Source organism: Spirosoma fluminis (genome assembly GCF_054778895.1).
This window is the reverse complement of the sequence record NZ_BAAGZD010000003.1, coordinates 316270-341915: the sequence shown is the minus strand read 5'-3', so window position 1 is coordinate 341915 and position 25646 is coordinate 316270. Positions and strand designations below refer to the sequence as shown.

17 protein-coding genes are annotated in these 25646 nt (G+C 52.6%); 12 read left to right on the top strand and 5 right to left on the bottom strand.

The annotated features are described in order from the left end of the window. Positions 1-111 precede the first annotated feature (111 nt). From sov to ACYVBJ_RS03350, 8 genes are all read left to right on the top strand, one after another. Positions 112-7791, top strand: a complete 7680-nt coding sequence (gene sov / locus ACYVBJ_RS03385; RefSeq protein ID WP_460980893.1) for a T9SS outer membrane translocon Sov/SprA — start codon at positions 112-114, stop codon at positions 7789-7791. Between the two features lie 70 nt (positions 7792-7861). Further along, positions 7862-8920: an aldo/keto reductase gene (locus tag ACYVBJ_RS03380; RefSeq protein ID WP_460980892.1), complete on the top strand. Its 1059-nt coding sequence runs from the start codon at positions 7862-7864 to the stop codon at positions 8918-8920. Positions 8921-9011: 91 nt separating this feature from the next. Then, positions 9012-9395, top strand: coding sequence for a glycine cleavage system protein GcvH (gene gcvH, locus ACYVBJ_RS03375; RefSeq protein WP_460980891.1), 384 nt, complete (start codon positions 9012-9014; stop codon positions 9393-9395). Positions 9396-9493: 98 nt separating this feature from the next. Next, complete coding sequence (locus tag ACYVBJ_RS03370; RefSeq protein WP_460980890.1) at positions 9494-10810, top strand: dihydroorotase; 1317 nt, start codon at positions 9494-9496, stop codon at positions 10808-10810. Continuing rightward, positions 10807-11361 carry a DUF4199 domain-containing protein gene (locus ACYVBJ_RS03365; RefSeq protein WP_460980889.1) on the top strand — a complete coding sequence of 185 codons (555 nt, stop codon included), beginning with the start codon at positions 10807-10809 and terminating at the stop codon, positions 11359-11361. Before ACYVBJ_RS03370 ends, ACYVBJ_RS03365 begins: the two co-directional genes overlap by 4 nt. 6 nt (positions 11362-11367) lie before the next feature. After that, positions 11368-11889 carry a DUF4199 domain-containing protein gene (locus ACYVBJ_RS03360; protein WP_460980888.1) on the top strand — a complete coding sequence of 174 codons (522 nt, stop codon included), beginning with the start codon at positions 11368-11370 and terminating at the stop codon, positions 11887-11889. Positions 11890-11981: 92 nt separating this feature from the next. Beyond that, the gene (gene gldF / locus ACYVBJ_RS03355; protein WP_460980887.1) at positions 11982-12701 is read left to right on the top strand and encodes a gliding motility-associated ABC transporter permease subunit GldF; all 720 of its coding nucleotides are present in this window, start codon (positions 11982-11984) and stop codon (positions 12699-12701) included. Beyond that, positions 12698-13057 carry a VanZ family protein gene (locus ACYVBJ_RS03350; protein WP_460980886.1) on the top strand — a complete coding sequence of 120 codons (360 nt, stop codon included), beginning with the start codon at positions 12698-12700 and terminating at the stop codon, positions 13055-13057. The genes gldF and ACYVBJ_RS03350 overlap by 4 nt, the downstream gene beginning before the upstream one ends. Before the next feature lie 71 nt (positions 13058-13128). Here the strand turns inward: ACYVBJ_RS03350 and ACYVBJ_RS03345 are convergent, their stop codons facing one another. Then, positions 13129-14019, bottom strand: coding sequence for a sugar phosphate isomerase/epimerase family protein (locus ACYVBJ_RS03345; RefSeq protein WP_460980885.1), 891 nt, complete (start codon positions 14017-14019; stop codon positions 13129-13131). Between the two features lie 514 nt (positions 14020-14533). Here ACYVBJ_RS03345 and gnd point away from each other — a divergent pair. Both gnd and ACYVBJ_RS03335 read left to right on the top strand, forming a co-directional pair. Next, positions 14534-15430, top strand: coding sequence for a phosphogluconate dehydrogenase (NAD(+)-dependent, decarboxylating) (gnd, locus tag ACYVBJ_RS03340; RefSeq protein WP_460980884.1), 897 nt, complete (start codon positions 14534-14536; stop codon positions 15428-15430). Positions 15431-15579: 149 nt separating this feature from the next. Further along, positions 15580-16641, top strand: coding sequence for a fatty acid desaturase family protein (locus tag ACYVBJ_RS03335; protein ID WP_460980883.1), 1062 nt, complete (start codon positions 15580-15582; stop codon positions 16639-16641). Between the two features lie 22 nt (positions 16642-16663). Here ACYVBJ_RS03335 and ACYVBJ_RS03330 read toward each other — a convergent pair whose 3' ends face one another. Then, complete coding sequence (locus ACYVBJ_RS03330) at positions 16664-17548, bottom strand: DNA/RNA non-specific endonuclease (RefSeq protein ID WP_460980882.1); 885 nt, start codon at positions 17546-17548, stop codon at positions 16664-16666. 105 nt (positions 17549-17653) lie between these two features. Between ACYVBJ_RS03330 and ACYVBJ_RS03325 the strand changes: the two genes are divergently transcribed. Next, complete coding sequence (locus tag ACYVBJ_RS03325) at positions 17654-19666, top strand: tetratricopeptide repeat protein (protein WP_460980881.1); 2013 nt, start codon at positions 17654-17656, stop codon at positions 19664-19666. A 90-nt stretch (positions 19667-19756) separates the two neighbouring features. Here ACYVBJ_RS03325 and ACYVBJ_RS03320 read toward each other — a convergent pair whose 3' ends face one another. From ACYVBJ_RS03320 to ACYVBJ_RS03310, 3 genes are read right to left on the bottom strand one after another with little or no spacing between them, the layout of a single operon-like run. Beyond that, positions 19757-20425: a Uma2 family endonuclease gene (locus ACYVBJ_RS03320; RefSeq protein WP_460980880.1), complete on the bottom strand. Its 669-nt coding sequence runs from the start codon at positions 20423-20425 to the stop codon at positions 19757-19759. A gap of 40 nt (positions 20426-20465) precedes the next feature. Then, on the bottom strand, positions 20466-22589 hold the full coding sequence (gene scpA, locus ACYVBJ_RS03315) for a methylmalonyl-CoA mutase (protein WP_460980879.1): 2124 nt from the start codon (positions 22587-22589) through the stop codon (positions 20466-20468). Between the two features lie 20 nt (positions 22590-22609). Continuing rightward, positions 22610-23932, bottom strand: coding sequence for a methylmalonyl-CoA mutase family protein (locus tag ACYVBJ_RS03310; RefSeq protein WP_460980878.1), 1323 nt, complete (start codon positions 23930-23932; stop codon positions 22610-22612). Between the two features lie 303 nt (positions 23933-24235). On the opposite strand from ACYVBJ_RS03310, the gene dnaA reads away from it, so the two are divergent. Then, positions 24236-25645, top strand: a complete 1410-nt coding sequence (dnaA, locus tag ACYVBJ_RS03305) for a chromosomal replication initiator protein DnaA (protein ID WP_460980877.1) — start codon at positions 24236-24238, stop codon at positions 25643-25645. The last annotated feature ends 1 nt before the right edge of the window (position 25646 follow it).

Below are 25646 nucleotides of genomic sequence, written 5' to 3'. Positions count from 1 at the left end.
AATATACCTTTTAAAAAATCTATCGAGTTATTAGACGATTGGCCTGATTTTGGCCGTTTGATAGAAGAATAGACCGTACGCTACTAATACTGAACCCGAAAGTACCCCCTGATGGTGAACCCTTACTTTGTTCACAACTTCGTTGCCAGCACTCAACTTTACGTCGTTAACAGGTTGCCAATCGTATCCATTGGTTGGTTAATGCCGGTTTGCTGGCTATTGCTGGGCCTTGGCGTTACGTTCGGACAGGAACCGCAAACGCCGACTCCGAACCGGCGCGGAGCCGCCGGCCGACGTCAGCAGGCAACCGCCGATTCAGCCAGAGCAGAAGCGCGCCGTCGTGCCGTTGTCCGCGCTGATTCAATCAAACAGGCTGTTCAGGAACGTAACGACAGTATCCGGGCGGCACGTAGTGCGAACCGCCGACCAACGGTCAACTGGCCCGACCGGCGCGCCACCCGCTTCTCAGAACGACCGTCTAAGTCGCCATTTATTCTCCGCGATCCGAAAGGAGTAGCTACCGATTTTAAGCTTGACCCGGAGGGACGCATTGCGGTTACCGAACGCGTTCGGGCGGGAGTATCGCTGTCGGGTCCCCCGTTGCCCAATAGCGTGCAGGGTCGGTCGCCGATTGGCGTACCGGGCAGCACCACTACAACTCCCGGTAATCCATTTCCGGATGCGGCTGCACCCAGCACCACCCCACCCGGTACGATTTCGCCGGGCATACCCGCGCCGGGTCTGGCCTTGCCGCCCTCGCAGTATGGCCTGCCGTATCGACCGGCCGAAGCGATTCCTTTTTCTACTTACAATCAACTGCAGAACCAGCGCGTTGAGCAGAGCTTATGGCGTGAATACGGGGCTCGTCGCGATGGACAGAGCGCAATCAGTGGGCGTGGTCTGGCTCCCAAGCTGGAACTGCCGCCCATTATCGACCGGCTGTTCGGGGGGAGTCAGGTAGACTTTAAACCGAACGGGTTCGTCACGCTCGACTTTGGCTATCTCTACCAGTTTATCGACAACCCGGTTATTCCTGTCCGGCAGCGCCGAAACGGGAACTTTATATTTAACGAGCAGATCAGCATTAACTTCAACGGTAAGATTGGCGAGAAACTGGGCGTGCTGGCGAATTTCGATACCAAAGCGGCCTTCAACTTCGAGAACGCCTTAAAAGTAAATTACCGGCCGGGTGGTGGCCTACCGGCGCTAGGGTCTGGTCAGGGGCTGCCGAATCTACCCAACCTGCCCAGTGCTCCCAATCTGCCGGGTGTTCCGGGGGTAAACGGAACCACCCCTGGTCTGCCGGGTTTCACTCCGCAGAACGAAAGCATCCTACAGGGACTCGAAGTAGGAAATATCAGCTGGGCTGTTAACAGTCAGTTGATCCCGGGCGTACAGAATTTATTCGGTATCAAAACCCAACTGCGGTTCGGTCGCCTGAACGCTACCGTAGTGGCTTCGCAGCAGCGCTCGCGCAAGGCCGAGATTGTGCTGCGGGGCGGTACGTCCAACCGGCCGTTCGAAATTCGGGCGGACCAGTACGACGAAAACCGGCACTTCTTTCTGTCGCAGTTCTTCCGGGCGCGGTACGAGTCATCGCTGCGTTCGCTACCACAGGTAACGTCGGGCATCAACGTAACCCGCGTGGAAGTTTACGTAACCAACCGAACCAACACCACCGAGTCGTTACGTAACATTGCGGGGTTTCAGGACCTGGGCGAAGGTAATCCGTACAGCCAGCAGAATCCGGCCGTTCAGCCATTCTCGCGGAGCAACCTGACGCCAACGGCCAATGCCGCCAATGGTCTCTTCGAAAAGCTAACCAGTAATTCCACCAGCCCCTTCCGACAGGTCGACCGGGCGAATGACGTCCTGACGAGCACGTTCAACCTGGCAAAAGGGACCGACTACGATCTGCTGCGGGGCGCCAAACGGTTAACGGATCGGGATTATAAACTTCAGCCTGAACTCGGCTACATTTCGCTGGTAACGCCCCTGCGTAACGACGAGATTCTGGCTGTAGCGTATGAGTACACTTACCAGGGCCGACGGTATAAAGTGGGGGAGTTGACGGAGGATTATCAGGCTCGTCAGGACAATGAAGTGCTGGTACTGAAGCTGTTGAAGTCGGCCACGCTACGGAACAATCTTCAGTTGCCGATGTGGGACCTGATGATGAAAAACATCTACTCCCTAAACACCTCGCAGATCAGTCGGCAGGGTTTCCAGTTACGGATTGTTTATAAGGACGACATCACCGGGATTGATAACCCGAACTTACAGGAAGGGCGACGCGTACAGAACCGGCCGCTGGTGCAGGTGTTCAATATGGACCGGCTCAACCAGCAGCTCGATGCTCAGCCTGACGGTAATTTCGACTATGTGGAAAACATAACGGTCGATAGCCGGTTCGGGAAGATAATCTTTCCGGTGCTGGAGCCATTTGGGTCGTACCTGGACCGTCAGTTTGACCCCGACGAAACCAATCTGAAGTCTAAATACGTCTTCAATCAGCTATACCGCACCACGCTGGCCGATGCTCAGCAGGTGGCTGACAAGAATAAGTTTTTCCTGCGCGGCTCGTTTCAGTCCGGGAATGGGACGGAGGTTGCCCTGCCTTATGGCGTTAACGAGCAGTCGGTGCAGGTAACCGCGGGTGGCGTACCGCTGATGGCGGGTCAGGACTACGTATTCGAAAGCCAGACGGGGCGGCTGCGCATCATCAACGAAGGGGTTACCAACTCGGGCCGGGAGATCCGCATTAGCTACGAACAGCCGGATTTATTCCAGAATCAGATCCGATCACTGATTGGAACTCGCCTGGATTACGCCATCAGTCGGGACGTAAGCGTTGGGCTGACGGCCATGCACATGAAGGAAACCCCGGCGGGTTATCTGACGCGCGTAGCCATTGGCAACGAGCCGGTTAACAATACCATTCTCGGTGTTAACGCCAGCATCCGGAAAGATGCGCCGGGTTTAACGCGCCTGCTGGACAAGCTGCCCATTGTGCAGACCAAGGAACTATCAACGGTTCAGTTTACGGGCGAAGTGGCACAGTTGTTTCCGGGTACGAACCAAAGAGCCCGCAGCGACAGCTATCTCGATGATTTTGAGGCCGCCCGGACCATCTTCGATTTAACCCGTCAGCCAACACGCTGGCGGCTGGGCACTACCCCACAGCAGTTCCCGCAGGGCTCATTCCAGAACCCGCTCGAATCGGCTTTTAATCGGGCTCGTATTTCGGTGTATTCCGTCGATCCAAGTTTGTACACGCCGGGTTCGCTGGGCGCGGTCTCCAATGTTGACCCCGACGATGCCAATGCGCACGTCTACGAGCGGTACTTCCTGCCAACGGATCTGTTTCCCGGTCGGTCGGCGCGGCCGGTGCAGTTGCCCGAAAGCATTCTGGACGTATCGTATTTTCCCAGCGAGCGGGGGATGTACAACTACAACCCCAACCTGACGGCAGCCGGTTTGCTCTCGAACCCAAGACGTAATTTTGGCGCGGTAACCCGTGCGATTGCGTCGGATATTGATTTCGATAACGCCAACGTTGAGAACGTTACGTTCTGGCTGATGGACCCCTTTGTGCAGGGGGAAGCCGGAAAAATTCGGGCGGGTACCGGCCCCGGTCAGATCTTTGACAATACCGGTCGTACGCAGGGCGGTAAGCTGGTGTTCAACCTGGGCGATATATCGGAAGATGTGATTAAAGACAGCCGGTACCAGTTCGAGAACGGTTTTAATAACGTAGACACGACAAACCGCCAGTTGGGTACGGAAACAACCGCCTGGGGACGCGCTCCCTTGCAGCAGTTTGTGACAAATGCGTTTCAGAGCGGTCTGCGCGACCAGCAGGATATTGGTCTGGATGGGTTGAGCAGTCGTCAGAACGCCGATCCGGCCGTGAGTGAACAGCAGTTTTTCCGGGATTACCTGAACACCATCCGGACGCGGGTAACTGATCCCGCAGCGTTGGCTGACATTGAGCAGGACCCCTCAAACGACGATTTCAGATTTTATCTGGGCGAAGAGGCTGATCAGCAGAAATACATTGTTGCGCGGTACAAGCGGTTCATGGGGATGGAGAATAACTCGCCTGAAAACGTATCGGCAAGCCAGTTCTTAACGCCAGCGTCAACGACCTTACCCGACATCGAGGATCTGAACATTGATAATACTATCAACGACAACGAAGCGTACTACGAGTACGAAATCGATCTTCAGCCCGGTAAGCTGGAAGTAGGGCAGCGGTATATTGTAGATAAGGTGTCGGTGCCGACCCCCGGTGCGCCCGGTGGAGTTGTTACGTGGTATCAGTTCCGGATTCCGGTTCGGGAGCCACTACGTAAAGTTGGGAGCATCAATGGGTTCAAGTCGATCCGGTTCATGCGGATGTACCTGACCGATTTTGCCGATCCGGTTGTCCTTCGTTTTGCTCAGCTTCAGATGGAGGCCAATCAGTATCGGAAGTATACCGGTGATCTGACCCAGCGCGGGTTGCAGGAAGTTCCCGAACCGTACGACGCTAACTTCACCGTGTCGACGGTCAATATCGAAGAAAACAGCGGAGCCGATCTAGCGACCCAGGGAGGCAGCAAGTACGTGTATCAGGTACCTCCGGGCTACGAGCGGGACCGCGATTTCACGCAGGTAAGTACCGTTCAGCTCAACGAGCAATCCATGCGGTTAAGCGTAACGAACCTGCGCGACGGCGATTCGCGGGGCGCTTTCCGAAATACGAATTTCGATCTTCAGTTCCGGAAGCAGCTGAAAATGTTCGTGCACATGCACAATCCGGACAACGAAAGTGGTCAGGTGTCGGCCTTCGTTCGCCTGGGTACCGATTATACCGACAACTATTACGAAATCGAAATACCCCGTCTGCGCGCTACACCCGAAGGAAATCGGACGGCTGAAGAAGTATGGCCGGTAGAGAATGAACTCGACCTTGCGCTTGAGGAACTGATCAATCTGAAAGCCGATCGGAACCGCAGCCTGAGCCGTCGAACATCGCTTCCTTTCTCTCAGGAGTCAGCCAATAGGCGATACATTCTGACGGTGGTCGGTAATCCCGATTTAAGTTCGGTGCAGTCGATTATGATTGGCGTTCGGAACCCTAAAATTTCGGGTGATGGCGAACGGGCAAAAACCTTCACCATCTGGGTGAATGAACTCCGGGCCAATGGCTATGACCAGCACGCCGGGATAGCCGCCATTGGTGCCCTGAACATGAAACTGGCCGATCTGGCTACGGTCACCGCTTCGGGCCGCATTACGACCTTCGGCTTCGGGGGGGTGCAAACAAAAATTGGCGAACGATCCCGCGAAACAACGTCTGAATTCGGGCTGTCGTCGGCCATTTCGGTGGATAAGTTTATGCCTGCCAATTGGGGACTGCGCATTCCGCTGTACGTAAACTACGATCACCGCAATGTCGATCCGCACTTCAATCCGCTTGATCCCGATACGCCACTCGAAACGTCGTTGTCGACCTTACCCGAAGGTCTTGAGCGCGACAACTACCGCCGACTGGTGCAGGACAACACTACCCGGCGCGGGTTCAACTTCTCGAATGTTCGGAAGGTTAAGGTGAATCCGAACGCGAAAGCGCACTTCTGGGATATCGAGAATTTCGCGTTTACGTACGCGTTCAACGACACCAAACGTACCAATATCCTAACCGACGAATACCTGCAGCAGCAGTACCGGGGCGGAATTGCTTATACCTACGCGGCTCAGCCCAAAGCGTTTGAACCGTTCCGCAATAAAGCTTCCTTCGAGGCTCCATATTTACGTTGGCTCAAAGACTTTAACCTGACGCTGCTGCCGTCGCTGGTGTCGATTCGTACGGACCTGGATCGGAGCTTCGTTAAAACCCAGCTTCGGAGTTCGGACCTGACCACCAACGGGATCATACCGCAGTTTGAAAAGTATTTTCTCTTTAACCGGTATTACGACCTGACCTGGAACCTGACGCGCAGCCTGGTGCTGACGTACCACGCGCAGTCAAATGCGGTCATTGATGAACCAGCGGGCGACATTAATACCAAGGCCAAACGGGATTCGATCGTCAATAGCCTGAAACACCTGGGACGGATCAAGAACTTCGTGCAGGACATCAAGGCTACGTACCGGCTGCCCCTCGACAAGATTCCGCTGCTCGACTGGATCGCTGCCGACGCTGTGTATGGGGTAGGCTATCAGTTTCAGGCGAATTCATTCGGCATTGCCGATACGCTTGGCGTGCCGTTTGGGAATGTACTACGTAACAACCGGGAGCGGGGCATAACGGGTCGTGTCGATCTGATCCGGCTGTACAACAAAATCCGGTACCTGCGCTTTGCGAACACACCCGCGCCCGTTCGGAAGAACTTCGCCCGGAACCCCGGCGATATTGAAGAGATTGAACGCGGAGAAAGTAAGGTGCTCAAAAACTTTACGCGGGCCTTGCTGACCGTTCGTGGGATCAACTTCTCGTATACCGTGCAGGAGTCTACGATTCTGCCGGGCTTCCTGCCAACGCCAAAATTCTTCGGACTCGATCAGAACAACGCGCCCGGACTCGGCTTCGTGCTGGGCAGTCAGGACCGCAGCATTCAGGAGCGGGCGGCCAGCAAAGGATGGCTAACGCCGAGTACCGTGCTGAACACGGCTTTCCAGCAAACCCTGTCGAAAAACTTTAATGCCCGAACGACGCTGGAGCCGTTCAAGGATTTTCGGATGCAGGTCGAGTGGCGCCTGACCCGTACGGATGCGTATCAGGAGTACTACCGGCCGGGAGCGCTGGGCGGTCCTTTCGAAACCCAGTCGCCGGTACGTAACGGGCAGTTCAGCATGTCGTTCTGGTCGTTCCGTACCGCCTTCATCGGATTGCGGGACAACAATACGTCGCCGATTTTCGACAAGTTCGAGAGTTACCGAAAATACTTTATCGAAAAGCTCACAGCGGCTAATCCGGAAAAGCGTGGGACGTACGACAACCGGTCACAGGATGTCCTGATTCCAGCCTTCTTTGCCGCTTATAGCGGTCAGCCAAAGGAAAAAGCGCAATTGTCGCCGTTCTACAATTTCCCGCTGCCAAACTGGCGGATTGATTACAACGGTTTATCGGGGCTTAACTTTATCCGGAACCGGTTCAGCGCGTTCACGCTTACGCACAGCTACACGTCGAACTACAGCGTCGGCAACTTCGTCTCGAACCTGGAATACGGGGCCGCTTACGTCAACCTGGCGGTGCAGGGATACCCTATGGCGGCTTCGGTGAATCAGCTTAATCAGTTTATTCCGGTATTTGCGATGAGTACCATCACGATGTCGGAGAAGTTTGCGCCGATGCTGGGGGTTCAGTTCCAGACTAAGAGCCGGATCAGCGGACGGCTGGAATACAACCAGAGCCGCGACGTAGCACTGAATCTGTCGAATGCGCAGGTAGCCGAACTGACCAACAAAGACTTGACGGCTTCAGTTGGCTTTACCCGGCAGAACGTTCGGATTCCATTCCGGATCAATGGCGCGTACAAACGGCTGAAAAATGATCTGACGTTCTCCTGCAACCTGACGTTACGTGATACCCGCGCGATTCAGCGGAAATTAGACGCCGAGCAGATCGTAACGGCCGGAAACGTCAACTTCCAGTTGCGTCCGCAGGTGAGCTATATCGTGAGCCGTCGTCTGAACTTCAACTTCTATTTCGACCGTACATTTAATGATCCACTCGTATCGAACTCGTTCCGGCGGGCTACTACGTCGGGTGGCGTTCAGGTGAAGTTCAACCTGGCTGAGTAAGTTCTCAATTCCCCACTAACATTCTTTTAGGTTCATGGTTGATTATGAGAAAGCTTTCCTGTAATCAACCATGAACTACAATCAATTAGGGAATACCGGCGTACTGGTGTCGGAGATCTGTCTGGGTACTATGACGTTTGGGGGCGAAGGCCATTGGAAAGCGATGGGAACCCTCCAGCAGGATGCCGTGAATGATATTGTGAAGACGGTAGTTGACAACGGCATCAACTTTATCGACACGGCAAACGTTTACTCGTTTGGTCAGTCGGAAACGCTGCTTGGGCAGTCGATAAAATTGTTGGGCTTGTCGCGGGAGGAACTGGTTATTGCCACCAAGGTAAGAGGCCGGATGGGAGCCGGCAAAAATCAGGTGGGCCTGGGCCGGTTGCAGATTATGCAGCAGCTGGACGACAGCCTGAAACGCCTGCAGCTGGACCACGTCGATCTGTACCAGATTCACGGGTTCGACGCCATTACGCCCCTCGAAGAAACCATGCGCGGGCTCGAAGACGCAGTACGTAGCGGCAAGGTTCGCTACATCGGCTGCTCGAATCTGGCGGCCTGGCAGGTGATGAAAGCCAACGGCATTGCCGATAAATATGGCTGGTCGAAGTTCATCTCAACGCAGAATTATTATTCCATCGCCGGTCGGGATCTGGAAAACGAACTTGTGCCTATGGTACAGGATCAGGGGATGGCCATTCTGCCCTGGAGTCCGCTGGCGGGTGGATTCCTGTCGGGCAAATACACCCGCGACAATAAACCCACCGATGACTCGCGTCGGCTGGCGTTCGATTTTCCGCCCGTTAACCAGGAAAAAGCCTACGACATTATTGATGCCATGCAGACGATAGCCGAAGCGCATGGCGTATCGGTGGCTCGTATTGCGCTAGCCTGGGTGCTGGCCAAGCCGGGCGTAACGAGCGTGATCATTGGCGCGAAAAATACCGATCAGCTGCTTGACAACATCAAAGCCGCTGAACTGAGCTTAACCACCGAGCAGCTCACTGAACTCGACGCCATCAGTGCTGCGCCTAAACCGTATCCGCAATGGATGATCGAACGCCAGGGAAATGATCGGCTCGCTCCCGCCAACTTCTCGCCAACTCCGCCAGCTGCGGTCCGGTAAGGGAACCGCTGCCGGAAGCGCTGGCGAGAATACTGCTTGCAAATCCGGTGGCGGGTACCGTATTTTGTAGATACAAACTAATTCCCCCACAATGAATTTTCCCGCAGAACTGAGTTATACGCAGGACCACGAGTGGATTCGACTGGACGAAGACGGTACCGCCGTTATTGGTATTACGGCCTTTGCTCAGCATGAGTTAGGCGACATTGTCTATATCGATGTAAATACCGTCGGTCAGTCGCTGGGCAAAGGCGATGTGTTCGGATCGGTAGAGGCCGTAAAAACGGTATCTGATCTGTTTCTGCCCATCGAAGGCGAAGTGCTGGAACTGAACGCGGCCATTGAGAAATCGCCTGAACTGCTCAACAGCGACCCCTACGGCGAAGGTTGGATCATTAAACTAAAGCCAGCCAATCCTGACGATAAGGATGGCCTGCTGACCGCCGACGCCTATCAGGATCTGGTGGGTGCCTGATGCATACCCGTCAATACTAATCAAGGCTCCGGTAGGGGCCTTTTTTTTAGAACTTCCTCATTCACGGCCTCTTTTTACTAGAAAAAGGGCAGTTATTTATGCAACTTCTGATCCGTTCCGCCCGTATTGTTGACAGCGCTTCGTCGTTCGACGGGCAAACAGGTGATATTTTTATAGAAAATGGTCTGATCCGCCAGATTGGCCAAAACCTGAGCGTTGACGAAGGGACTCGAATTCTGGACGTACCTAATCTGCACGTTTCGCCGGGCTGGGTCGACATGCGGGTTTCGGCCCAGGACCCCGGCTTCGAGCACAAGGAAGACCTAACCAGCGTTTGTCAGGCGGCCGCAGCCGGGGGCTTCACCGACATTGCCGTATTGCCCAATACTTCCCCAGTTATCGACGCTAAGGGCATGCTCGGCTACGTGCGCCGAATGGCCGAAGGACAGGCGGTACGTGTCCACGTGATTGCTGCCATTACCAGGAAAGCCGCTGGTGAAGACTTTACGGAGATGCTTGACCTGCACCAGGCCGGAGCGATTGCGTTTTCAGATGGTGCCCATCCCCTGCAAAACCCGGATCTGCTGCTTAAAACCTTACAGTACCTTCAGCCGATAAACGGGTTGTTGATGAACCGCCCCGAAGAAGCGCTGCTGACGCGGTTCGGCCAGATGCACGAGGGGGTTCAGAGCACACTGCTGGGACTGAAAGGCATGCCCGCGCTCGCCGAAGAACTGATGATTGAACGCGACCTTCGCCTGCTCGATTACGTATTGAGTAGTGGGCGAGAAGCAAAGGGTTCTGAGGATAAGAGCAGTGCGCCGTTACTATCGGCACTCCACTTTTCAACGATCTCGTCGGCTCGGTCGGTCGAGCTGATTCGTCAGGCCAAAGCAAAGGGGATGCCGGTCAGTTGCGACGTAGCGGCTCATCAGCTGGTGTTTGACGATTCGGCGCTGGCTGGCTTCGACACCAATCTGAAAGTAAACCCGCCCTTCCGCAGCTCCGACGACGTAGCGGCTCTCTGGACGGGGCTGGCCGACGGTACCATCGATGCCATTGTATCGGACCACTCTCCGCAGGATGCAGAAAGCAAAAACCTGGAGTTCGATCAGGCAGAGTTCGGCATTATTGGGCTCGAAACGGTGTTCGGCGCTGTAATGACCCACAACCGGGGTTTACCGCTGACACAAATTATCGATGCCCTAACGACTCGGCCCCGGCAGATTCTGCGCTTACCGGCCGTTCACATCGCCGAAGGGCAGCCCGTTAGTCTAACGCTGTTCGATCCGGCCGGAAGCTGGCATTACACGCGTACACAGTCAAAATCTGTCAATTCTCCCTTTTTAGGCCAGACACTCACTGGTCGCGTTGTTGGAACCGTGCATCAAGGGATGCTTACTCATACTTCATGAAAGCCATTATCGCTTATTTCAGCCACCCCCTGTTGAAGATCCCGCTGCTGGCCGGACTAGTTACAGGCCTGTTGTGCTTTGGTTATTTTCTGGCGTTATACGCCCTCGGCATACCCGCTTTAGGAAACATCCGGGTGCTTGACTATGGTATTCACGTCATCGTCATAATTGGTACAGTGTGGTATTACCGGAAAACGATTGGCCAGGGACACATGCACCTCTGGGAAGGCATCACCATCGGATACGTATTAAATACCGTAGCGGCTCTCATCACCGGCTGGCTTATTTATCTATTTGTGACCCAGATTGATCCGGGTGTGTTCACGGAGTACGTCGCCAACTCGAAGAAGTTACTTTTAGAAGGTAAGAAACAGATTGTCGATCAGTTTGGGCCGGAAACATTCCAGGACCAGTGGAGTAAGGTTAGCACCATGCAGCCCGGCGTTTTACTGCCCGATGAATTGACCAAAAAGACGGCGCTGGCCGTATTGCCCGTTCTGATTATATCGCTCATCTTTCGTAAGCAGGACTATAGTGTCTTAAACCCCTAACCAATTATGAATGATACAACGTCTACGGCCCGCGTTGCGCTTAAATGGGGACTGATCACCGGGCTTGGCCTGGTTGTTTATTCCGTCATACTGTACACCCTTGACCTGACGGCCATTCCCTGGCTGGGCGCCCTGATCTACGTACTGCTGATTGTGGGCCTGATACTGGGTATGCGCGAATACCGATCTGCAAATAGTGGATACATGAGTTACAGCGAGGGCCTGAGTATCGGCGCACTCCTGTCGGCAATTGCGGGCTTTTTATCGTCGGCGTTTTCTGTATTCTATACAACCATAATCGACCCCGGTTTTCAGGAGAGGCTGTATGACCAGATGCGCGAGCAGATGGAGGAGCAGGGCAAGCTGTCCGATGAAAAGATTGACAGCATGATGGAAATGACCCAGAAGTTCCAGGGCCCGGGCATCACGTTTTTCTTCGGTATATTCTGGTTTGTCCTGATCGGTGTAATCCTGTCCCTGATTATTGCTGCGGTTATGCGTAAAAACAAAAATAATCCGTTTGATTAGAACAGTCGTGCTGTTGGAAAGATGCTGCGCAGGCATTTACAGGCAGAGCTGCCCACGTACTAAACGACTTTGATTGATCTTACCTGACTACCGTGCTGGCTATCTTTCGCAAAGAAATCAATCAGTTCTTCTCGTCGCCCATTGCCTATATTATCATGGGCGTATTCCTGACGGCCATAGGGCTGCTGTTATGGGTATTTCCAGATACGAGTCTGCTCGAAAACGGGTACGCCGATATGGGCACGTTTTTTAACCTGACGCCCTACGTCATGCTCTTTTTAGTGCCTGCCATTACCATGCGTTCGATTGCCGACGAGGTTCGGTCGGGTACGCTCGAATGGTTGTTGACAAAGCCCGTCAGTCGGTGGGGCGTAGTGGCTGGTAAATTTCTGGCGAGCTGGCTGCTGGTAGCGCTGACGCTGCTGCCTACGCTGGTCTATTACGTTACCCTGTATCAACTCGGCGCTCCGGCTGGTAATATCGATTCGGCGGGCGTTTTTGGTTCGTACATAGGCTTGGTATTGCTCGGCGGGGTGTTTGTCGCCATTGGCTTGTGGGCGTCGTCGCTCAACGACAACCAGGTGGTTGCCTTTGTTCTGGGCGTATTTTTCTGTTTTCTGTTTTACGTCGGGTTAAGTGCACTGGCGGGCCTATTTGGGGCAAGCGACGTCGGCTATTACGTATCATATCTGGCTCTGGACGAACAGTACCGTGCCTTAGGGCGGGGGCTGGTCGATTCGCGGAATGTCGTCTATCTGCTTAGCCTGATGGTTCTCTTTATCCTCTTGACTGCTAACCGGCTCAGGCCATGAATACCCGTCTCATTAACAAAACAAAACTGGTTTACTACCTGGCCGTAGGCTGGACAATCGTTCTCTTCATCGGCTGTTCGCTGCCGGGCAACGATTTGCCTGATCTATCGTCGAACCGCGACAAGTGGGTGCATATTGCCATATTTTTGCCATTTGGCCTGCTCTGGCGTCTGGCGGGTCGGCCGGTTGCCTGGGTGTTTATTACCGGGGCGCTTTATGGCTTACTGATCGAAATCTGGCAGGGCGTCATGCCGATTGGCCGCTCCTGCGATTTGCTCGATGCCCTGGCCGATGCAGTCGGAACCGTCGTTGGTATTGGGCTGGCGTGGGCGGTAGCCAAATCTATAAAAAGCTAGGGTCGTTACGTTAGCAGATCGCTCAACTACGTACCAACCCTGTTGATATAGAACAAACAACCATCCCTTGTTTATACGTCGTAGGTGAAGGCCTTTCGGAGAACTTCCAGACTCTTGGGAACGGCTACATTAGGATCTTCTTTGCCCTCGAACTCCAGTGACACAAACCCCTTGTAATTCGCTTTCTGGAATATTTTGCCGATTCGCGGGTAATCCATCTCCTTATCATAAAACGTGCCCCCGCCGTAATACGTTTTCGCCTGAACAATGGTGGCATAAGGCGCCAGTCTTTCGAGTCCTGCGTACGGTTCTCCGACAAAGTTGCCCGTGTCTACGTTCAACCCCATAGCTGGTGAACTCTTCAGCGCATCATAGATTCTGAGCAGATAATCGGTGTTGGAAGACAAGCCCCAGTGGTTTTCCAAAGCTAGTATTACGCCCGCCTTTTCCGCGTAGGCCAGGCATTCGCCCATTCCTTCGATAACCCACTTAATACCATCTTCATCGGTATAACCAGAAATGGGCGGTTCGACTCCTGTCTGGTAATAGTCTGTTTTTATTTTGTTTTTCACTGTGCCCCAGCTTCCGGTGTTCATTCGAACGCAGGGAATACCCATCTGAGTAGCAATATTTATGCATTTGAATGTATGGTTAATATCCGCTTTCCGTTTAGCCGCATCCGGCTGAAGAAAATTCTGGTGGATTGACAGTAGAGGAATGGCGAGTCCACTATCAAAAGCCATTCGCTTCAGTTTATTTTGATACGCGATTGACTCGTCTGCCATTTGTCTGTGCAATACTTCAACGCCGTCGAACCCCAGCCGGGCGGCTTCTTCGATAACTTTTTCGATGGGAAACTTCTGGGGCGTAAAATGCCAGTAGGAATAGCTGGAAACACTGATCGGAATCCGGCGGGTTGCTGTTGTTACCGGTCTGACTTCGACTTTCGGAGATGGCTCCAATAGGAAAGCGGTTCCCAGTAAAGAAGATTTTTTGAGCCATTCCCTTCTTGAATTCTTATCATAATTTAGCATGAACAGTAGGTAGTTAAGGGTTAATGTAAAGAGACTCAAGCTACTTAAACTTCAGATAAATTTGATGCGATCACGCAAATTTTGAATAAAGCAATCGCGGTGTAGCTGCGTAATAAGGCAGGATGGCAGACTTAAGAGGAAAATAGAGGGGTTACACAATTTATCAATCCCTACTGTTTCTTAAAACAGGATAGATGGAATGGATCAAACAAACTACTTTAGCCGCTGTTTTCAACCTTTTTTGGTATTTCGTTTATAGCAAAGAATTTACGTAACTGTTTGGGGAACATAATGTGATCGTTTATCCAGACCTTTCAGTGCGTATAACCGTTCAGATGAGCTTCCCCAAAACCAAAAAAAGGGCTGTAGGCTAAATGTAATGGCTAACTGAAGGAGGTTTAGAAAAAAATCGCCAATTTGACTGCTCAAACCATTGATTGTTATGCACATTGGATTTATTGGCTTAGGCAAGATGGGATTCAATCTTGTCAGTAACTTAGTCCGTCATGGTCACACTGTTGTCGGCTACGACATCAATGAGACATTAGTCGAGGCCATCAAAACAGAAGGCGCACAGGGCGTCACCTCCCTGGAGGACCTCTACAATGCCTTACCCGAAAAGCGTGTTTTATGGCTGATGATTCCGGCGGGGCCGCTTGTTGATAACGTAATTGAACAACTTCTGCCCATCATGCAGGCAGGAGACGTAGTGATTGACGGTGGTAACTCGCATTACCAGGATTCAGTACGTCGCCATACGTACCTGAAAGAGAAGGGAATCGGTTTTCTGGATTGCGGTACCAGTGGGGGCATTAGTGGGGCGCTCAACGGTGCCTGCACGATGGTAGGCGGAGATGCGGACGTAATCGAGCCGTTACACGGTGTATTCCGGGATATTTCGGTTGAAGATGGCTACCTCTATACCGGTCCTGCGGGTAGCGGCCACTTCACGAAGATGGTGCACAACGGTATTGAGTATGGTATGATGCAGTCCATCGCCGAGGGATTTGAAGTACTGCAGAAAAGTCAGTTTCCGCTCGACTTTGCGGCCGTTGCCAAGATGTGGGGGCACGGGTCGGTGATTCGGGGCTGGTTAATGGAGCTAGCCGAAAACGCCTTCCGGAAAGACGCTAAGCTGGACGAAATCAAAGGGCGGATGTTCTCGTCGGGCGAGGGCAAATGGACGCTCGAAACGGCGCTCGACCTTGGTGTACCAACGCCCGTTATTGCGCTTTCGCTGATCATGCGCTACCGGTCTTTGCAGGACGACACCTTCACGGGGAAAGTGGTTGCTGCACTTCGGAATGAGTTCGGCGGGCACGCGGTTGAGAAAAAATAATTTAATTGCATCAAGGTTTCATTCAATCTTCTTATCTTTTCATCGTTCTTTAGAAGGAGAAGGGTTTAGGCAGTTTCGATTGTCCTCCATAGCGCAATCGAAACAGTCTGAACCCTTCTCTATGTTTGTCGTAAACCGTATCCGCTTGCATGAAAGTATTAGGCACTATTCAAGACCCTATTTTTCGGGAAAAACGCTACAACAGGATCGAGCAGTTTTTTTTACGCTACATCAAGGATGAGCGGGATCTGCCGTTTGTGTTTCTCACAATTCGTATCAGTCTAGTGTTGATTCCGCTGAGTGTACTCTTGTTCATGCCGTTTGTGACGGGTTGGGTCTGGTGGACAGTAGCTGCCGTTCATTTTTACGTCAGCAATTTTGTTTTTAAAGGGCCTTTCGGTTTAATGCTGCACTGCACCAGCCACCGGCCATTTTTTAAACCGGAATACGGCTGGATGAATAATTTCCTTCCCTGGATTGTTGCGCCGTTTTTTGGACACACGCCCGAAACGTACTATAGCCATCATATTGGCATGCACCATCCGGAAAACAATCTGGAGGATGACGAGAGCAGCACAATGGCTTACCAACGGGACAGCTTCCGGAGCTTCCTGGCTTATTTCGGGCAGTTTTTCGTCAGAGGTGTTCATGACCTGCTTACCTATCTGCGCTGGAAAAAACGGCCGAAGCTCGCTAAACGTGCCCTAATTGGTGAGATCTCATTTGGGATTATCTGCCTGGGATTATTAGTTGTGAACTGGCCTGCTACGGTGCTGGTATTTCTGCTGCCCTTATTTATTTACCGCTTCATTGCCATGCTGGGCAACTGGACGCAGCACGCCTTTGTGGACTTCGAAGATCCGGGTAATGCGTACAAGAACAGCATTACGTGCATTAACGTCAAGTACAACAAAAAATGCTGGAACGATGGCTATCACATTAGTCACCACGTTCGCCCAGCGATGCACTGGACCGAACACCCCGTCTTTTTCCAGAAGACACTCGACAAGTACGCGCAGAATCAGGCCATCATATTCGACGGGCTGGACTTCTTGCAGGTGTTTTTCCTGCTGATGCGCGGCCGGTACGATAAACTGGCGCATAACATGGTCAACGTGAACGGTACGTTCGCCGATGAGGCCGATGCCATTGCCTTGCTGCGTCGGCGCACCCAACGTATTGTCGTCGCGCAACAGGCCGAACTGGTTTAATACGTAGTGAATTGATCGCTGATCAGTTATAGGCTCCGTCTACGCGGCCCTCAATAATTCGCTGCACTTCGGTTGGTACGTTCGACAGAAAGTCGAAGCCCGTTAACTGTTCAATCGCATCAACGCTGGTCAGATAAGCCCGCCAGGGTTTGTCGGCTGCGGATTGATTGTTGGGAATCATAACGGCAAGAACACGCGTGTTCGTCGATACCCGTGCGGCATCGTTCGAACCCGTTGGCAGCACAACAATAACTTTCCAGAGCGTGGCCGGAACGGTCAATTTCCCATTGGCCAGCGACTCCGTATAACTGTTCTGTCCAGTGCCTCCCGTTCCAGCAGTACCGGCAATTACGTATACTTCATTACCGCCTGTAGTTAGCTGGCGTTCGTAATCTTCCAGATTTTTCCAGACTTCCCGGTTGTGACGCGGAGCTTGTGGCACGATGTTGGTTAGGAGGAAGGTGGTAGCATTGTCTTCGGGTGAGCCGTCGCGGTCGTCGGAAGGGCACAGGTGACCCCGGTCAAAGCCGGTATTCGTGTAATCGGACGTCCGAACGGCGTACCAGCCGCTGGGCAGGGTAGGGTCAGGGCGAAAGTCGTTGGTTCGTCGGCTGTCACCTTTCCAGGCCGGGCTCAAATGCCAGCTTACCCAGTTTGCGATGCCCCGCTGGCGGTTGTAAGATAGAGCAAAGGTCGATTTTGTGAGCAGGTAATTAGCCGGGTCACCGACTGATGCACCACTTGGGTTGCCGAGCGCCAGATTGTCGTCGCGCGTTGGCTCGGTTGATCCCGTGCCTGCTGTTTTGGGCGTAGCAACGGGAGAGCAACTCTGGATCAGTAACCCGATGCTTACAGAAAACGCAATAGTTTTGATTCGATGACCGATATGAATTGATTTTACTGACATTCTTACGGAACTTTACAACAAGTAAACAAACCAATACCTACTTTGTCTACCAAGATAGTGAGTAGCTGCAACATTGACCTAAAATAAACAGAGTTCTCCGCTGTCATGGCCAAAAAAAAGCAACCAACCGGTCCCGGCCCAGAAAAACCTCGCCCGGTGGCCCCTAACCCTGCTTTGTCATCACCTGCTTCTTCCCGTATTAGTTCAGCCCGTTCTGCTGAAGCCGTTCTGCGCCCACCCACGCGCCCAACGGCCGCAAAATCAGCCGATACTACCTCTTCGCCCGATTTGCCGATCGATGAACGGACGGTGTTGTGGTGGCCACCGGTGTTGCTGGCCCTTCTGGGAGCGTTGCTGTATGTCAATACGTTCGGCCATCAGTACGCCCTGGACGATATTGCGGCAATCGGGCAGAATTTGTTCGTGAAAAAAGGCATCGCGGGTATTCCCGATCTGCTACGAACCGAATTCTGGCATTTTAGTAATATTTCGCTGGGGTATTACCGGCCTTTATCGCTGATTACGTTCGCTTTAGAGCAGGAGTATTTTAAGGACAATCCGAACATCAGCCACATGATTAACGCTGGTTTGTATGGGCTGACCGGGCTGGTAACGGGTATCCTGTTGCAGAAATGGCTGCCGAATCAAATTATCCTGGCCCTACTGATTGGCGTTGTGTTTATGGCGCATCCACTCCATACGGAGATTGTCGCCAATATTAAAGGACGGGATGAGATTTTGAGTTTTCTGTTTATCGCGCTGATGCTGTTAACGTATTGGCGCTATCTGGAAACGAAGCAGTGGGCCTGGATTGTGGCCGCCTGCGTTTCGCTTTATCTGGCGTTCCTGTCCAAAGAATCCTCAATTGTTAGCTTAGCCCTGATTCCGGCTATGCAGTACTGGTTCGCCCGCCGGAACCTGTGGCAGTCGCTCATTAGTCTGTGGCCGTTCCTGATCGTGGCTGCCCTTTTCTTCTATCAGAAAAAGGTGATGATCGGTACGCTTAGCGGTAATCCACCCGTTGACTGGGCGAACTATCCGTACGCGATCGAGAAAACGCAGAAGTCGACGATGTTCAAATTTTTCGAGTACTATCTGCGCCTGCTGATTTTACCCCATCCGCTCGTCTATGACTATTCCTACAACGTGATTCCGTCGGGCAGTAAAGGGGATTTGTTGACATGGGCTGGCTTCTTTACGATCGTGGCTATGTTATGGCTTACCTGGAAAGGCTTCGTGAAACGCACATTATGGGGCTTTGGTCTGTTCTGGTTCTTTGTAACGATGACACCGGGCTTAGGCTTTATCTGGCTGCGGGGCGGTATTCTGGCCGAACGCTTTACGTATGCGGCAGTAATGGGCTTTGCGTTCGTCTTAATCTGGGCGTTACATAAATTGCTGGTTCGCAACCCGGAAGATGGCAGTAAGCCGCTGCTGGTTCGGTATGGGGCGCTGCTGGCCCTGATGGCCGTTATTACCGGGCTGTACTCGTTCAAGACAGTGGAGCGGAACCGCGATTGGGAAAACAACTTCATTCTGTTCAACTCCGCTTTACCTTACGCGCCAAACAGTTGTCAGGTTCAGCGGCACGTAGCCAACGAGTGGATTGAAAAGGGGCTGAAAGATCGGGCGAAAGCCGATTCGATTGCCAGCGTTACCAATGCAATTAAGCCGAAGCCGTCGATCGAGCAGATCAAGAAAGCCCAGGTGCTGATTGATACGAACATTGCTCATGCCAATAAACACGGCCGCTGGGCGCTTGATCACTTGCAGGAGTCGACGCGAATCTATCCAAACTTCGGCGAAGCGTACTTCTCCATGGCGTACGTCTTCCAAAAAATCATACCAAACGTAGACTCGGCTAAGCATTATTACAAGCAAACCATCCGGGCGGCTTCGGCGTATGCGCCGGCTTACAATAACCTTGGCGTTATCTATCAGGGAGAAGGCTTTACGCAGAATAACCGGCAGAAACTTGAGCTTGCGTCGTATTACTACAATCAGTCGATGATTGTGAATCCGGCGTATCAGGATGGACGTAATAATCACGCGAATCTGCTGAAGGCTACGGGGCTTGACGTCAGAACCCTGCCTGACTCGATTATCAAAAAATACTAAGCCAACCGTTTAGTTAAAACCCCCGCTCTCAGCGCTGAGAGCGGGGGTTTTGTTTTTGAGACTAGATTCGTACCTGCCGAAAGAATGGCGCTAACTGGTTTGTAGCAACAAGCGTAATGCGTCTTTATTCGCTTCCGACTCAAAAATAGCGCGCACCGGAATCGAGAAGTCGGGCAGGGTTAAGGACTTGATTGTGTCGTTAAGGTGAAAATTGCCAACGGCGTCGAAGGCCATAAACTCTTCATCTAATCGGAACTGCTCAACGGTTTGACGAGTAGGGTCAACTAGCCAATATTCCCGAACGCCATGAGCTGCGTAATCCTCATATTTAATTCCCCGGTCGCGTTTAGCGGTCGCTTTCGATAGAATCTCGATCACCAAATCGGGAGCCGGGTGCTGCATGGTGTCATCAGTAAATGTATCGGCCACTTCCTTCCGCCAGTAACAAATATCCGGTTCGTAATCATTACGAGTAAGCGTAACCATCGCTTTTTCAATGTCAACTTCACCCAAATCACGAGCATCAACATACTCCAGAAGCAAACGGAACAGGCGTTTACTCGCCCGCAGATGACGACGTTTGACGGGCGAGTGCATTATGACTTCGCCATTGATAAATTCGGCTTTTACGTCATCCGAAAGCCACTCATAGAACTCCTGACGACGCTTTTTCTCGTCGTCAAGCATGGCTTGTACACGGTTGATGATCAGTTGAGCATCGGGTGCGTCGAAGAGTTCGGCAATTAATTCGTCGGCCATGAAGCGGGTTCGTTTACGAGTGAATATACGAAAATTCGTGTTACGCCGAACCCATTAACTTCCTCAGAATCTTCTGGGCTGCGATCGAAATGACGGTGCCAGGCCCAAAAATGCCTTTCACGCCAGCATCGTACAGGTATTGATAATCCTGAGCCGGAATGACGCCACCCGCAATAACCATAATGTCGTCGCGACCGATGGCCTTTAGTTCGTTGATCAGTTGGGGTACCAGCGTTTTATGGCCAGCCGCTAAACTGGATACGCCAACGATATGTACGTCGTTTTCGGCGGCCTGACGTGCTACTTCGGCTGGCGTCTGAAACAAGGGGCCCATGTCGACGTCGAAGCCCAGATCCGCGAAACTGGTAGCAATAACTTTAGCGCCCCGGTCATGACCATCCTGTCCCATTTTAGCCACCAGAATGCGAGGGCGACGACCGTCCAGCTCCGCAAACTGATCGCTCAGTTCGCGCGCCAGCCGGAAGTTCTCATCATCGGAAACCTCCGCCGAATAAATACCCGATACGGCTCGGATTGTCGCTTTATGACGACCGAATGCGTTTTCCATAGCGTCAGAAATTTCGCCTAACGTAGCCCGGTGGCGAGCCGCTTCGACGGCCAGAGCCAACAGGTTACCTTCCCCGGTTTGAGCACACGTAGTAATGGCCGCCAAGGCACTCTGGACCTGCTCGTTGTTACGTGTCGATTTGATTTGCTGGAGCCGCCGGATCTGGGTTTCGCGAACGGCCTGATTATCGATATTGAGCAGTTCAATCGTGGTTTCCGAGGTTGGCCGGTAGCGATTTACGCCGACGATTACGTCCTTACCACCGTCGATCCGGGCTTGCTTCCGGGCGGCTGCCTCTTCAATACGTAGTTTCGGGAGGCCTGTTTCGATGGCTTTCGTCATGCCGCCCAATTTTTCTACTTCTTCGATTAGCGCCCAGGCTTTTTCGGCGAGTTCTTTGGTTAGGTATTCAACGTAATACGAGCCGCCCCACGGATCGACCGCCCGCGTTACGTCGGTTTCGTGCTGCAGATACAGTTGCGTATTCCGGGCGATGCGCGCCGAAAAATCGGTTGGTAGCGCAATGGCTTCATCCAGCGAATTGGTGTGTAAGCTTTGGGCTCCACCCAGCACTGCGGCTAGCGCTTCGATGGTCGTGCGCGCTACGTTATTGAACGGGTCCTGCTCGGTAAGGCTGTAGCCCGACGTTTGACAGTGCGTACGTAAGGCCAGGGATTTCGCATTCCTGGGATTGAACTGCTTCACAATCTTGGCCCATAACAATCGACCGGCCCGTAGCTTGGCAATCTCCATGAAGTGATTCATGCCAATGCCCCAGAAGAATGACAGGCGTGGGGCGAAGGCGTCGATGCTCATGCCCGCCCGTAACCCTGTTCGAATGTATTCCAGTCCGTCAGCCAGCGTATACGCCAATTCAAGCTGCGCCGGAGCCCCCGCTTCGTGCATGTGGTAGCCACTGATGCTGATGGAATTGAACTTCGGCATGTGACGACTCGTATAGGCGAATATGTCGCCGACGATGCGCATGGAGGGTTCAGGCGGATAGATGTACGTATTCCGTACCATGAACTCTTTCAGGATGTCATTCTGGATGGTACCCGAAAGCTTTTCGGGCGTAACGCCCTGCTCTTCGGCCGCTACGATGAAAAAGGCCATAATCGGCAGTACGGCCCCGTTCATGGTCATCGACACCGACATTTGATCGAGTGGAATCTGATCGAACAAAATCTTCATGTCGTCGACCGAGTCGATGGCTACACCCGCTTTGCCTACGTCGCCGACAACCCGTGGGTGGTCGGAGTCATAACCCCGGTGTGTAGCTAAGTCAAAGGCAATCGACAAGCCTTTCTGCCCGGCCGCGAGGTTACGCCGATAAAACGCATTCGATTCTTCAGCGGTCGAAAAGCCTGCGTACTGCCGAATGGTCCAGGGTTGGCGAACGTACATGCTGGCGTAAGGACCCCGCAGATAAGGAGGAATGCCGGCCGCATAGTTCAGGTGTTCGGCCGCTTGTAGGTCGACTTTTGTAAAACGCGGCTTTACTTTAATACCCTCGGCGGTAGTAAATGATTTTGACTGGGTCGGTTGATCCGTGTCCGCTGCCGGAATTGATTTATTGATGAAGTCGGGTCTCATAGTCTTACTCTAGTTCCGCTTTACTCAAACGATTCACCTAATCGACGGTCTGGAAGACCAGTCTTCGATTGGCTACGGCCTTTCGGGTGCGTTGCCGGGCGATTGCCTTCATCGAACCGGAACTTATTGACGCCGACAAGCACCTTGCCGGTTTCAACGGCCTGAATCTTGGCCCGATATGATTTGTCAATTTCGCCGGGAATGAACCCGTTTTCCATTGCTTTCGTATAGCCGCCCTGCTTCTCTACATCAAGAAACAACGTCCAGGCAGCCGTAATAAGCTGACTCGTCAGGGTTTCGATGTAATACGAACCGGCCGCTGGGTCCGCTACCTTACCCAGATAACTTTCTTCGGCCAACAGCAAGGACACGTTCCGGGCAATACGTTCTGAAAAGTTGCTTTCCAGTTCGTCAGTAGCATGACCGAGTACCGTGTCGTACGGATGAATGGTAAGTACATCACAACCGCCCATGACCGCTGCCATCGCTTCGGTCGTGGCCCGAAGCAAATTGGTATAAGGTGTTGCGGTCGCGTCATAAAACGTTGACGTTTGCGCGTGAACGGTCACTGATACGGTTGATGTACCATAAGCTCCAATAAACCGCTGCCAGAGTACCCGTAGAGCCCGTAGCTTGGCAATCTCCATAAAGTAACTGGTGCCGACCGAAACGGAAATAAGCGTTTTCGGTGCTAACTCCTCGGCGGTCAGTCCTGCCTCCGTCAATTGATCATACGCATCGGATAGCCGGGCGAAGGTAAACGCTAACTCCTGGGTGGCTGTTGCTCCGGCATTGTGAAACGGGTGACTGTTCACACAAACCGTTCGGAACTGAGGTGAACCCGCCAGTTGGCGCGTGATCTGGGCCGTATCAGCGCTTACATCCGTTAACAAACCGCCTTTGAGCTGATACGGAGCCACCGTTTGCAGCGCCTGTACAAAGTCGACTTCGGCACTTGCCAGTCGAAAATAAACCGGCGTATCGCTGAGCTTAATTCCGTCCAGTAGCCGATTTACATCGACCTGCAGCGGCAGATCGAGAACAAGTGCGTCGGCTCCGCTGGTTAGCGCAGACCGAAAGGATGCGTTGTCCAGTTTTTCGTTGGTAATGCGCCGTTCGGGCGCGTTGAGCCATCCGGGTGCGGCTTTCTGAGCGGTTTGAATGTCGGCGAGCGGCAGAGTCGTCAGGTCATCAGCTGTGTAGTAGGGTTCGACCCCAAAACCTTCCGGCGATGACCATCGCAGACTCTCGTAGGCATGTTCGTCTTTTAACTCAGCCCGGACCTGGGCTAACCAGGCAAATCGATCAACGGGCGAAAATATGTTCTTAAAAAGCGGCTCCATCCTGCGGGTGTCTCAATGTCTAGTAAATGTACTACTTTCTCTTTTTTTAGGCAAAGTGGCGTCTGTAACGGCCTATGACCCAATGCGATTGCATTATTCAAAGGGATTAGGCAGCTGCCTTGGCGTTTTGTCCGAATCCTGTAATTTTAACAGGTTAAACGTTAAATGCAGGGAGAAGAACTAAAAAACGAAGGCTATAGCTGTGGCTTGGGCCGGATAATTAGCTACATTTGTCTCCCTTTTTTTGGACGTTACTCACCGTAATCAGAAAGTATAATTGTGAATGGAACGACCCCGCCAGGCATGCAACGCGAAGTAACAACGGTATGGAACCGCTGTCTGAACGTGATTCGGGATATTGTACCCGAACAAAGCTTCAAGACATGGTTTGAGCCGATTGTTCCCCTTCGGCTGAACGGGAGCGTACTGACCATTCAGGTACCGAGCGAGTTCTTCTACGAATGGCTCGAAGAAAACTTCGTACATGCCCTCCGCAAAGCCCTCGATACAGCCATTGGCCGCGACGGACAACTGGAGTATTCAATCATTGTTGATAAAGGGAACGAGCAGAACCGGCCCCTGACGGTCAATGTCCCGACCACAAAAAGTCCCCAGACAGCCAAACCGGATAATGTTAATCCGGATATTCTGAAAAGTCCGTTCCAGCTTAAAGATCTGGATTCGCTTACGCTGGATTCGTACCTCAATCCGACGTACACGTTCGATAACTACGTAGAGGGGGATTGCAACCGGCTGGCCCGGTCGGCGGGTTACGCCGTCGCCGAACGACCGGGCGTTACGTCGTTTAACCCGTTGATGATTTATGGGGGAGTAGGGTTGGGCAAAACGCACCTGGTGCAGGCCATCGGGAATTACATCAAGAATAACAACCAGAACAAATTTGTTCTCTACGTTACGTCGGAGAAGTTTACCAACCAGTTTCTGAATGCAATCCGGACGGACGGTATTCGCGACTTCACGAGCTTCTACATGCAGGTAGACGTACTGGTAATTGACGATGTGCAGTTCCTACAGAAAAAAGAGAAGACGCAGGAGATTTTCTTCCACATCTTCAACCACCTGCACCAGTCGGGTAAGCAGATCATCATGACATCTGACCGGGCCCCACGCGCGCTCGATGGACTCGAAGATCGGTTGTTATCGCGCTTTAAATGGGGATTATCGGCCGACCTGCAAACGCCTGATCTTGAAACGCGTATTGCTATTATTCAGAAGAAACTTCAGGCCGAAGGCATTTACATCGAAGATAACGTCATTGAATACCTCGCGCACAGTATCAATACGAATGTTCGGGAACTGGAAGGGGTGATTGTATCGCTGATGGCGCAGGCATCGCTGAACCGCCGGGATATTGACCTGGAGTTGGCCAAGCAGACGCTCCGTAACATCGTCGTCGATTCGGAGCGGGAGGTAACCATCGACTCGGTGCAGGAAGCCGTTGCTTCTTTTTATAATGTCACCATCGCTGATCTGAAAGCCAAGAGCCGCAAGCGCGAACTGGTGCATCCCCGGCAGGTGGCGATGTATCTGGCTAAAGAGAAAACTGACCTGTCGCTGAAGTCGATTGGGTATCATTTCGGCGGTCGCGATCACAGTACGGTTATCCACGCCGTGCAGACCATTAGCGACCTGGTCGCCAAACACGCTGAGACGCGCGATATTATCGAGAAGTTGAAAGCCCAGTTTAAATAAG